General features: G+C 56.7%; 12 protein-coding genes and 3 pseudogenes. 6 read left to right on the top strand and 9 right to left on the bottom strand.

Annotation, left to right across the window (positions count from 1 at the left end; translation table 11 throughout):
• Nucleotides 1-214: 214 nt before the first annotated feature.
• The 4 genes and pseudogenes from AC221Y_RS14685 to AC221Y_RS14700 form a co-directional block, all read right to left on the bottom strand.
• On the bottom strand, nt 215-622 hold the full coding sequence (locus AC221Y_RS14685) for a universal stress protein (RefSeq protein ID WP_299754645.1): 408 nt from the start codon (nt 620-622) through the stop codon (nt 215-217).
• 80 nt (nt 623-702) lie between these two features.
• Nucleotides 703-1440, bottom strand: a complete 738-nt coding sequence (gene fnrL, locus AC221Y_RS14690) for a transcriptional regulator FnrL (protein ID WP_299754643.1) — start codon at nt 1438-1440, stop codon at nt 703-705.
• Between the two features lie 120 nt (nt 1441-1560).
• Nucleotides 1561-1857 carry a glycine cleavage T C-terminal barrel domain-containing protein gene (locus AC221Y_RS14695; protein WP_486707611.1) on the bottom strand — a complete coding sequence of 99 codons (297 nt, stop codon included), beginning with the start codon at nt 1855-1857 and terminating at the stop codon, nt 1561-1563.
• Between the two features lie 75 nt (nt 1858-1932).
• Nucleotides 1933-2256, bottom strand: a pseudogene (locus AC221Y_RS14700) (FAD-dependent oxidoreductase); the annotation flags it as partial.
• A 17-nt stretch (nt 2257-2273) separates the two neighbouring features.
• Between AC221Y_RS14700 and AC221Y_RS14705 the strand changes: the two are divergent.
• Nucleotides 2274-2516 (top strand): annotated as a pseudogene (locus tag AC221Y_RS14705) (LysR substrate-binding domain-containing protein); the annotation flags it as partial.
• Between the two features lie 19 nt (nt 2517-2535).
• On the opposite strand, the gene AC221Y_RS14710 reads toward AC221Y_RS14705, so the two are convergent.
• Complete coding sequence (locus tag AC221Y_RS14710) at nt 2536-3714, bottom strand: ROK family transcriptional regulator (protein ID WP_299754641.1); 1179 nt, start codon at nt 3712-3714, stop codon at nt 2536-2538.
• A 151-nt stretch (nt 3715-3865) separates the two neighbouring features.
• On the opposite strand from AC221Y_RS14710, the gene AC221Y_RS14715 reads away from it, so the two are divergent.
• The 5 genes and pseudogenes from AC221Y_RS14715 to AC221Y_RS14735 all read left to right on the top strand — a co-directional run.
• Nucleotides 3866-4882, top strand: a complete 1017-nt coding sequence (locus AC221Y_RS14715; protein ID WP_299754639.1) for a sugar ABC transporter substrate-binding protein — start codon at nt 3866-3868, stop codon at nt 4880-4882.
• 127 nt (nt 4883-5009) lie between these two features.
• Complete coding sequence (locus AC221Y_RS14720) at nt 5010-6080, top strand: ABC transporter permease (protein ID WP_299754637.1); 1071 nt, start codon at nt 5010-5012, stop codon at nt 6078-6080.
• Nucleotides 6080-6853, top strand: coding sequence for an ATP-binding cassette domain-containing protein (locus tag AC221Y_RS14725; RefSeq protein WP_299754635.1), 774 nt, complete (start codon nt 6080-6082; stop codon nt 6851-6853). Before AC221Y_RS14720 ends, AC221Y_RS14725 begins: the two co-directional genes overlap by 1 nt.
• Before the next feature lie 7 nt (nt 6854-6860).
• Entirely contained in the window at nt 6861-7490 is a 630-nt protein-coding gene (locus tag AC221Y_RS14730; protein ID WP_299754633.1) for a nucleoside/nucleotide kinase family protein, read from the top strand.
• 2 nt (nt 7491-7492) lie between these two features.
• Nucleotides 7493-7778 (top strand): annotated as a pseudogene (locus AC221Y_RS14735) (aspartate aminotransferase family protein); the annotation flags it as partial.
• On the opposite strand, the gene AC221Y_RS14740 reads toward AC221Y_RS14735, so the two are convergent.
• The 4 genes from AC221Y_RS14740 to AC221Y_RS14755 all read right to left on the bottom strand — a co-directional run.
• Entirely contained in the window at nt 7775-8341 is a 567-nt protein-coding gene (locus AC221Y_RS14740; RefSeq protein ID WP_486707609.1) for a TetR/AcrR family transcriptional regulator, read from the bottom strand. The pseudogene AC221Y_RS14735 and the gene AC221Y_RS14740 overlap by 4 nt on opposite strands.
• A 25-nt stretch (nt 8342-8366) precedes the next feature.
• Nucleotides 8367-9404: a flavin monoamine oxidase family protein gene (locus tag AC221Y_RS14745; RefSeq protein WP_299754629.1), complete on the bottom strand. Its 1038-nt coding sequence runs from the start codon at nt 9402-9404 to the stop codon at nt 8367-8369.
• Complete coding sequence (locus tag AC221Y_RS14750) at nt 9405-10088, bottom strand: SDR family NAD(P)-dependent oxidoreductase (RefSeq protein WP_299754627.1); 684 nt, start codon at nt 10086-10088, stop codon at nt 9405-9407.
• On the bottom strand, nt 10088-10366 hold a 279-nt coding region (locus AC221Y_RS14755; protein WP_486707610.1), incomplete at its 5' end, for a cupin domain-containing protein. The genes AC221Y_RS14755 and AC221Y_RS14750, both read right to left, overlap by 1 nt.

Consider the following 10366-nt stretch of genomic DNA (forward strand, 5'->3'; position numbering starts at 1 on the left):
CATGATGAGGACAGCATGGACCTGATAGGCAAGGTCGTGACCCCAGTTTGCAGCCAAAGCCGCGACCAGGGCGATAAGCCCCAGAATAATAAGCTTGAAAATATTCAGCATAGTCATGTCCCGGATTTCGCGCCGCATGCAGCGCAGATCTGTTCGCCATTGTGGGATAGACAGGCAGGACCCTGCCCGCTTTGATCTCGATCAAACTGCGGAACTATCGCACCACATGAACTGCACAATCGGCGTGCCGGACCACCCAAGCGGCCGTCGAGCCAAGCAATATGTCCGACATCACAGGGCGGTGCGAGGCAATCACGATGCAGTCGGCGCCATTATCGGACGCCCATTTGGTGATTGTGCGTCCGGCCGCGCCATCGATAACGGCAGCGCTTGCGTTCTCGATACCGTCGGTCAGTTCTTTGAGACGGCGATCGATCTCTTGTGTTCGTGCGGAGAATGTCTGCTGAGGAATAATGTCAACGACATAAGCCGGGACGATTTCCATGACATGGAGGAAGGTAATTCTGGCACCCGTATCGGCCAGGCACTTCGCAACGTCTACAGCGCTTGCGACATCACGATCTTGATCAAAAGATACGGGAACGGCAATATTTTTGTACATGGAAGCTCGCCTGTTCGCGGCAATCGCAAACAGCATGTCGCGCTCCGTCACAGGGCGCCTTGACCGAGGTCAAATAGAGCTTATTCGCTGTTGTCTACTTCGTCGGACAGTGCGGCAAAATCGGGAACGCTCACGGTGCGGGTCCCGTCCAGAGCGATAACACCGTCTTTGCGCAAGGCGGTGAACTGGCGGCTAACGGTCTCGATGGTCAGGCCAAGGTAAGTCGCTATGGTTTCGCGGGACAACGGCAGTTCAATGCATATATCCAGTCCCGAAGGCTTGTCGGAAATCGGCCGTGAGCGTTGCGCAATCAAAAGCAGGAAGCTTGCAATCTTCTCGCGTGCAGTTTTGCGCCCCAATAGCAGCATCCAGTCGCGCGCAGCATCAAGTTCATCCAGCGCCATCTCAAGAAGCCGCACCGAAACATGCGGCATTTTCACCATTAGGTCTTCAAATGCCTTGCGGCGAAAGCAGCAGAGCGTGACCTCAGTGACGGCTGTTACATCGTGCGCCACGGTGTCACGACCCGGGCGGCCGATGAAGTCAGACGGTAACAAAAGGCCAACAACTTGTGTGCGACCGTCTTCCATCGACTGTGATAGGGTGGCGGTGCCGCTGACCAACGATGACAGTACTTCAAGCGGATCACCACGCAGCGCGATGGTCTGACCGGCTTGGTAGGTTTTGTAGAACTTGACAGAATCCAGCAAATTCAATTCTTGATCGTTCGCCCGTGAGCAAACGGCGCGGTGGCGCACCGGGCAGGATGCACACTGCGTGTGAGTGAGTTTCTCAGTTTTTTGATCGTTAAAGAGCATTAATGTATTCACGCATTTATCGCGGGAGATGCAAGAGCTTCATTCCAACGCAACTACTGGAAATTAAGGTTTTTTTGCATGCGACAACTGGTATCACGCGTGCCTGAACGCCCGAAAGCGTCAAGTTGCCTGAAAATCTGCGATTCGTCGCATGTTTGGGCAGCAGCTCACTTGCGCCATTTCGGGATCGTAGAGGCCGCGCTTAACGACCCTCGCGGCAACGGGTGATCCCAAGACATCCACGCTTAGAGGCTGCCCCGGTTGTGCGCAGTCCGGATCGACAAACGCATAGGAGATGTTCTGGTTGGTTCGGTGGCCCCACCCGGCTGACGTGACCGTTCCCACGATACCCGAGCCGTCCATCGCCGAGGCGCCGCCGTGGGCGGGTGCGTCTTTTGCGTGAAGTGTCAAGGTCACCAGCTTTTTCCTCGGTCCGCGACCAGCGCGCTTCGCGAGCGCCGCCTGGTCGACGAACGCGGGTTTATCGATTTTGACGAACCGTTGAAGACCCGCTTCAAAGGGATCAAATTCAGTCAGAATATCCGTTTTCCAGTGCAGGTAGCCCTTTTCAAGCCGCATAGACTCCACTGCAAGCGCGCCAAATAACTTAAAGCCATGAGATGCGCCGGCGTCTCGCAGAGCGGTGTAGGCGGCGTAAAGCGAGGCGCTCGGAACGTGGATTTCGTACGCCCATTCGCCGGAAAAACTGACCGCCATAACCGTCGCAGGAGCAATCCCGACAAAGCATTCACGCACCGACAGCCAGGGGAACGCGGCGTTTGACCAGTCAGCGCGACTGACGGCTTGCAGAACGGCTTGTGCCTTTGGTCTGGCTTGGAGTGCGGCCGCAAATTGCTGCCGAGGTCGATGATATGGCGATGATGCGCCTCTTGGCGCGCGACGGTGTCGGGCTTGCTGTGTTGCCGCCGATTGTTGTGCAAGACGAGTTGAGCAGTGGTCGGCTGATCGAGACGGACCGCTTGCCCGGCATCAGCGAGACGTTCTTTGCCGTCACGCTGAAGCGTCGGTTTCCAAATCCGCTTGTGGTCGAACTGCTGGAACGGCCAAAGAAGTAATCCGCCGCGTTTGCATCGGCTAAGCCAAAAAGTACCGGGCGTGGATCGGAAGAAGGGCCGCGCCCAGAGACCGCGCGCCTCTGCCAACACGGGCCTGTTCGATCCGCGGGCGTTCTATCAGCGTAATATCAAGATCTGCCGACGCTTTCTGCGTGGCCGCTGTCAGCCGCGCGCAGACCGGTGCAGGCATAGCTCCATCGATCAGTATTGCCTCAACCTCGACAATCGAACTGATTGACGCTGCAGCAATCGCAAGGCTTCGACTAGTGCTTTCGATCCAGGGCGCGACGTATTCTTCATAGCGCCCCCAGTCATCGATGTAATTTCGCAAAAGCAACGGATCAATGCCCGCTTCGATGAGCGACCTTTCAAGAACATGAAGCGAGGCCACATTCAACAACTCGGTCGCGCCCCCATTGCCGTCTGGCACCGGCATCGGACCAAGAGCCGCAGCGTTGCCGGTGCGCCCTGAAAATACTTTGCCGTTAAAGACCAAGCCTCCGCCGACGAATGCGCCAATGAATATATAGGCGAAGTCCAAAAATTCGTTGCCACGTCCAAGAAGATGTTCGGCCACGCAAGCCGAGGTCGCGTCGTTTTCGATGAACACTTCGAAGCCGGTTCTTTCTGCGATCGCGGCGCGTATATCGATATCCTGCCACGTCTGCATGGCGTCCGCCGGTGCGTTCACAACCTCAAGCCACTCCCAAAGTTTGCTTGGGCGGGCGACGCCGATGGCGGACACACTGTGGCGCGCTTTCGGGTGTTTTTCGAAGACACGCACGATACCGTCGGTCAGGAAGCGGAACACATCTTCGGTGGTCGGATAGGCATAAGCCGTTGTCATCGTTTCAAGCGGCGTGCCATTGAAGTCGACAAGCACCAGCTCGGCAGAACGCCGACCGATGTTGAGGCCAAGCGCATGCACACCTCTTGGATTAAGCGCCACTGGAACGGAAGGCTTGCCGACTTTTCCCTTGATCGCTTTGCCGCGACGAAGCAGGCCGTCGGCTTCAAGGGCGCGTGTGATATTTGAAACGGTCTGCGCCGACAGCCCCGAGCGTCTGGCGATCTCGGCACTTGGCATCGCGCCGTGGCGGCGAATGAAAGACAAAACAACGCGCGCATTCTGATCGCGCAAACCAGATTGATTGGCGCCCCCTTCGGGGTCAAGAATATGGATGTCGCTGCCAGCCAACGTTGGTTCTCCCTGACGAAACCTTTGTCGAATGCGTGGCTCAAGTCAATTTATAAATCACTTTTATTTATTTATTGACGATGCTCATGAATCCAAGTTACGTATCGACATCCCGGCGCGAGTCGGAGGATAAAAACCTTTGGGAGGAAACATGAAAAAACTACTTTTGGGTACGGCACTTGCCACCTTCGCTGCCGCAGGCGGCGCAATGGCCGCCGGCCACTCGACCACGGTTTGTCTGATCACAAAAACCGACACGAACCCTTTCTTCGTGAAGATGAAAGAGGGCGCCGAAGCCAAAGCTGAAGAGCTGGGCATGACGCTTAAGTCGTTTGCAGGTAAGATTGACGGCGACCACGAGACACAGGTTCAGGCGATCGAAACCTGCATTCTTGATGGCGCTAAAGGCATCCTGATCACGGCCTCTGACACGTCTTCCATCGTACCCGCCGTTCAGCAGGCGCGTGATGCAGGTCTGGTCGTTATCGCACTTGATACGCCGCTTACTCCAATTGATGCGGCTGACGCGACATTCGCAACCGACAATTTCCTTGCAGGCGAGCTGATCGGAAAATGGGCCGCGGGCCAGGTTGCTGATACCGCCACTGCAAAAATCGGCATGATGAACATCAACGTGTCGCAACCTACCGTTGGCGTTCTGCGCAATCAGGGCTTCCTTCAGGGCTTTGGCATTGACCTCGCTGACCCTGCGAAATGGGGCGACGAGACAGACGCCCGCATCATCAACAATGAAGTCACCAACGCCAATGAAGAAGGCGGACGCAAGTCAATGGAAAACCTTCTGGTCATGGATGATGGCATCAACGTTCTTTACACCATCAATGAACCTGCTGCGGCCGGTGCATATGAGACGCTGAAAGACTTCGGCAAAACCGATGACGTGATCGTTGTATCCGTCGACGGCGGCTGTCCAGGCGTTCAGAACGTCGCGGACGGTGTGATCGGTGCGACTTCGCAGCAGTATCCGCTGCTGATGGCGGCACTTGGCGTAGAAGCCATCAAAAAGTGGGCCGATGAAGGCATCAAGCCAGAGCTGACACCGGGCAAAGACTTCTTTGACACAGGCGTTGCGCTTGTGACGGACAGCCCGGTCGAAGGCGTACCTTCGATCTCGTCTGAAGAAGGCCTTCGCCTCTGCTGGGGTTAATTCGCCATTGGGGAGGGCGCGCTTTGTGCGCCCTCCTACACCGGATCAAGACAGACCAGATAAAAACTGACATTATCGCGAAAAACAAAATGGCCTGACGGTTCGCCGTTCTGGGGGAGAAATGCTCATGTCTCAAAATTCGTCCGCCGACGACTATGAAAAGTCTATCACCAGCAGCCAAGAAGCTGTTGTCGAGTTTGAGGACACGCGAAAAGGGCTGATTGGACAGCTTCAGCACCTTCTGCACAGCAACCCGGCCGCTGTACCGCTTATCGTTCTGGTCGCGTCGATCGCGGTGTTTGGCCTTCTGGTGGGTGAACGCTTCTTCTCGCCCTTTGCGATGACATTGATTTTGCAGCAGGTTCAGATCGTTGGCATCGTGGCTGCAGCGCAAAGCCTTGTTATCCTGACCGCAGGCATCGACCTAAGCGTCGGAGCTATTATGGTGCTGTCGTCCGTCGTCATGGGCCAGTTCACATTCCGCTACGGCTTGCCGGTCGAAGTGTCTATTGCCGCCGGGCTGACCGTTGGCGCGCTGTGCGGAGCAATCAACGGTTGGCTGATCGCGCATATGAAATTGCCGCCCTTCATCGTGACGCTTGGAATGTGGCAGATCGTTCTGGCCTCGAATTTCCTGTATTCAGCGAACCAGACGATCCGCAGCCAGGACATCGAGGCGAACGCGCCCCTTTTGCAGGTTTTCGGAACTAAGTTTGAGATCGGCGGTGCGACCTTAACGGTCGGCGTGATCTTCATGTTGGTACTGATATTCACCCTATCCTATTCGCTTAAACACACGGCCTGGGGGCGACACGTCTATGCTGTCGGGGATGACCCGGAAGCCGCAGAATTATCTGGCGTAAACGTCAAGCGCACGCTTATTTCAGTCTACGTCCTATCAGGTCTTATCTGTGCCTTCGCCGGATGGGCCATGGTCGGACGCATCGGATCAATCTCACCCACCTCAGGTCAGTTGGCCAATATCGAAAGTATCACTGCCGTGGTGATCGGAGGCATCTCGCTGTTTGGGGGGCGCGGATCGATCCTGGGATCGCTTTTCGGAGCGCTGATCGTGGGCGTCTTCACGCTTGGCTTGCGCCTGCTGGGCGCGGACGCACAGTGGACGTTCCTTCTTATCGGGCTTCTCATCATCGCCGCTGTCGCGGTTGACCAGTGGATCAGAAAGGTATCGGCATAATGGAACCTATTCTCAAAGGACGAAATCTGGTTAAGCGCTATGGCAAGGTCACAGCTCTCGACCATTGTGACTTCGATCTGTATCCGGGCGAAATCCTCGCCGTGATCGGTGACAACGGGGCTGGCAAATCAACCTTGATCAAAGCGGTATCGGGGGCGGTTATCGCCGACGCCGGGGATGTCTGGCTTGAAGGCAAAAAGATCCAGTTCACAACGCCCATTCAGGCACGTGAACACGGGATCGAGACGGTCTATCAGACGCTTGCGATGTCCCCTGCCCTGTCAATTGCGGACAACATCTTCATGGGCCGCGAAATCCGGAAATCCGGATTCATGGGCAAGGTCATGCGCCAGCTTGACCGGCCTGCGATGGAGAAATTCGCCCGCGATAAGCTTTCCGAACTGGGGCTGATGACCATTCAAAACATCAATCAAGCGGTAGAGACTCTTTCCGGCGGCCAGCGTCAGGGCGTGGCAGTGGCACGCGCCGCGGCGTTCGGGTCCAAAGTCATTATTCTGGACGAACCCACAGCGGCACTCGGCGTCAAGGAAAGCCGCCGGGTTCTTGAGCTTATTCAGGATGTGAAATCGCGTGGCATCCCGATCATCCTGATCAGCCACAACATGCCGCATGTGTTCGAGGTTGCAGACCGCATTCACGTTCACCGGTTGGGCAAGCGTCTTTGTGTCATCGACCCGAAGGATCATTCGATGTCGGATGCCGTGGCCTATATGACCGGTGCGAAAGAACCGGATCAAACGCTGGCCGCATAGCAACTCAATGACTTCGCCATCAGATATTGCCACCCGAATTGCGGACCGCGTCGAGGCTTTGCCCGATCCGAAATTACGAAACCTGATCGCAATCGCCGGGCCGCCTGCTTCGGGGAAAACGACCGTCGCCATTGCGCTTCAAAAGGTGCTGAACGCGCGCGGGATGGCGACGGGGCTTGTCGCGATGGATGGCTTTCATCTGGACAATTCAGTGCTTGATGCGCGCGGATTGCGTGACCGGAAGGGCGCGCCGGACACTTTTGATCTGGGTGGGTTTGCGTCCTTGTTGACCCGTCTGGGCGTCGAGGACGAAGTCATCGCGCCAGCGTTTGATCGCGCGCGGGACGCGTCGATCGGATCAAGCTCTATTGTAACGGCAGATATGACCACCGTCGTCGTCGAGGGAAATTACCTCCTGCTGAACGAACCGGGGTGGTGCGACTTGCGCGAACACTGGGCGTTTTCTGTGATGCTGGCCGTTGGCGAACAAGAGCTTGAAAACCGGTTGATTCAGCGTTGGCTTAACTTCGGCTTTCCCAAATCGGAAGCCCGCGCAAAGGCCCTGCACAACGACCTTCCGAACGCGACCCGCGTTCTGGAAAATAGCTTGCCCGCCGATATGACAGTTTCGCACTAGGCGCGTTTGGCCAGCACGCTCATGTGGGCGATATTCGTGGACGCGGAATGTTGAGGGGGGATCGAACTGGTGGCGGAGCGCGAGACCAAGGCCCCGCTTGACCCCGCCAAACAGGTTGCGGCACGGCTCAAAAAGGCGGCCTTCGCCAATGAGCTGATCTGCTACTCGATGAACGGCACAATTGACGGGCAATTCGGGGACCACATTCTGATCGCCCCGCCGTTCATCATCACCGGAGATCAGATCGACAAGTTTGCGCACGCCGCGAGATATGCCGGGACCGCCTAGGTTAAACGCTGGCGAAGAAGCTTTAGTCCGCATTCAAATATGGCCGGGTTTTCCGCCGCGCGCGCAGCAAGTTGCGCGCCTTCCAGAAGCGGCAAGGTCGCCGCGGCTTCTGCTGCGGGGTCTTCAACGCCGGCAATTGTGCCGTCACATCTGCCCACTGCAAACGTGGCTTCCAACCAACCGATCATCATCATCCGAAAGCGACCTATTTGCGTGGTGACTTCGGAAGGAAGGCTTTCGCGGCTCGTGGAAAACGACACACAAAGGCAAAGGCTTTTGCCACCATCTAAAGCCTCGTGATAGAGGTTGATAAGTGCCAGAAGGCGCGCACCACCCGTTGGTTCAGCCGCATCAACTCTGGCGCAAGCGGCTTCCTTATCGGCGTGGTAGCGATGCATAAGAGCGACCGACAATGCGGCCTTCGTCGGGAAATGGTGGTGGACGCTTGCTTTGCGAATGCCCACACTTTCGGCGAGATCCGCATAGCTAAACCCGTCGAACCCACGCGTTCGCGCAGCCCGTTCGGCGGTCATCAGCAATGCGGTTTTGGTATCGGTTGGCATGGTCGCAGATCGGTTCCTAGATATTTTATATTTTTAATGCGTTCTCTGCAGCTTCCAAAGCACCTTCGATGTAACCACCAAACTGCGGAGCAACTTCAGTTCCGGCGAAGTGAAGCTTGCCGTCCCACAAACCTGTCATGGCGCGGGGCATCCCATATGTCGGATGAGCATAAAGCGGCCTCGCATCGGCATCGGTCGCAGTGTGTGGATCAAACGCCCAGTCTTTAAGGTAGAGCTTTTGGGGCTCGGACGCCTCTGGTCCGAAAAGATGGCCCAACTGTGCAAGAATGTTCTGGCGCAGAACTTGCGCATCGGCGCGCCCTTCGGGTGGCACGCCAACAAACCCAAAAAGCGCAAAAGGTCCGCCCTCGGCAGGGGACGCATCGTGAACTTCTACCATCGGCCCGATATGGCTTACGGCGTCACCCGACAGTCCGGCCTCGCGCCAGATCGGCCGGTCGTAAACAGCAAGTGCCTTGGCATGACCGGCCATCCAGGTTGCGATACCTTGCATTGCGTGCATCGCATCGCTGGGTAAGGACGGGACAAAATCAATCCGCGCGGCGACGCGCGGCGGCAGTGCTAGGACGACACGATCTGCGCTCACAGTATCGCTATCGATGAGTTTTGCTGTGATGGCGTCGTCTGTTTTGGCAAGCTGGGCGACCTGTGCATTCAGGCGTTTGCGCATCGCAGGCAATCGTTCAGCCAAGCAATGCGTTAGCTGGTCCAACCCACCCTTCAGACGCCAGGACCCTTCCATCGAAGCGAAGCCACGCCCGCGATGAACGTGGCCCCGTTCATCTTCAACCATCTGAATACCTTTAGAGTATTGGTCGAACTTCTCTAATTCCAATTTAGCAATCAGGGCCGCAATACGCGGTTGTCCGGGCCAAAACCACGCCGGGCCCATGTCGTAGTACCCGGAGCCATAACGCTCGGTCATGATACGGCCGCCAAAACGATCGCGCGCCTCGACAAGGATATAGTCATGACCGTCCGCCTCTAAGGCGGACGCAAGCGCGAGGCCGGACAGGCCTCCCCCGATAATCAAAGTCCGCATTCAGAAGCTTTCAGAGGCTGGACGCAGATCAAGCTCATGCGTCCAGATTGACTGCGGCTGATGCGATAGCTGCCAATACACTTCCGCGATATCCTCGGGTTTCATCATCCTGCCGGGATCAAGGCTATGAAGATCACGGGAGCGATCCGTGTCGATAATACCGTCAAGAATGGCGTGGCAAACATGGACGCCGGCAGGGTGGAATTCACGCGCAAGCGATTGGGTCAGCCCTCGCAATGCAAACTTGGCGCTGGCGAAGGCCGAGAATTTGGCCCCTCCGCGCAAAGAGGCTGTTGCCCCCGAGACGATAAACGTACCGCCGTCGTTTTGGACCATAGGTTTCATGGTCGCTTGGGCCAAAAGCACCGCGGTCTGAACCATTGAAGCCCAGGTGCGCTGGTAATCGCCCAAGGACGTGGCAGAAAAAGGCGCGATCACCAGTTCAGAGGTATTGTGGATGACGACCCTTGGCGGGCCATAAGCCTCGATGATTTCGGCAATCTTTGAAGGTACTAACACCGCGTCTGTCAGATCAAGCGTGTGGAAGTCGCCGATCGTGTCATCGGGACGTGTGCGCCCCAGACCCACGGGCTGGAACCCGCCCGCCTCAAAGCGCGAAAGAAGCGATTGACCCAATCCAGCCCCCGCTCCGGCAACAAGTACCAACTGCTTTTGCGCGACCATCAGATTGTCGGGGCCTTAGCGTGCCGAAGGTGGCCAGTTTTGATCCACACTTTTGCACCGTCGTTGCCCGCTACAATATTCAAAGACTGTCCCTCGGGCAATCGAAGCCACGCGCCTTTCCCAAGCGTCTCGCCGCCTTCAACGGCAGACCCCGCGATGACAAGCATCTCAATTCCTCCGACGTTGGAATTCACAAGCGCCGCGCCTGGGTCCATTTCGCTGTAGGTTACAACCTCGCGCGCATCACGATGCAATTCAGCCAAAGCAACACCGCCAAC

Source organism: Boseongicola sp. (assembly GCF_057460485.1).

What these genes read in the sequence shown, in the direction of transcription:
- AC221Y_RS14685 (WP_299754645.1), bottom strand. Translation starts at nt 622, where the DNA reads ATGTACAAAAATATTGCCGTTCCCGTATCTTTTGATCAAGATCGTGAT.
- fnrL (WP_299754643.1), bottom strand. Translation starts at nt 1,440, where the DNA reads ATGCTCTTTAACGATCAAAAAACTGAGAAACTCACTCACACGCAGTGT.
- AC221Y_RS14715 (WP_299754639.1), top strand. Translation starts at nt 3,866, where the DNA reads ATGAAAAAACTACTTTTGGGTACGGCACTTGCCACCTTCGCTGCCGCA.
- AC221Y_RS14720 (WP_299754637.1), top strand. Translation starts at nt 5,010, where the DNA reads ATGTCTCAAAATTCGTCCGCCGACGACTATGAAAAGTCTATCACCAGC.
- AC221Y_RS14725 (WP_299754635.1), top strand. Translation starts at nt 6,080, where the DNA reads ATGGAACCTATTCTCAAAGGACGAAATCTGGTTAAGCGCTATGGCAAG.
- AC221Y_RS14730 (WP_299754633.1), top strand. Translation starts at nt 6,861, where the DNA reads ATGACTTCGCCATCAGATATTGCCACCCGAATTGCGGACCGCGTCGAG.
- AC221Y_RS14740 (WP_486707609.1), bottom strand. Translation starts at nt 8,341, where the DNA reads ATGCCAACCGATACCAAAACCGCATTGCTGATGACCGCCGAACGGGCT.
- AC221Y_RS14745 (WP_299754629.1), bottom strand. Translation starts at nt 9,404, where the DNA reads ATGCGGACTTTGATTATCGGGGGAGGCCTGTCCGGCCTCGCGCTTGCG.
- AC221Y_RS14750 (WP_299754627.1), bottom strand. Translation starts at nt 10,088, where the DNA reads ATGGTCGCGCAAAAGCAGTTGGTACTTGTTGCCGGAGCGGGGGCTGGA.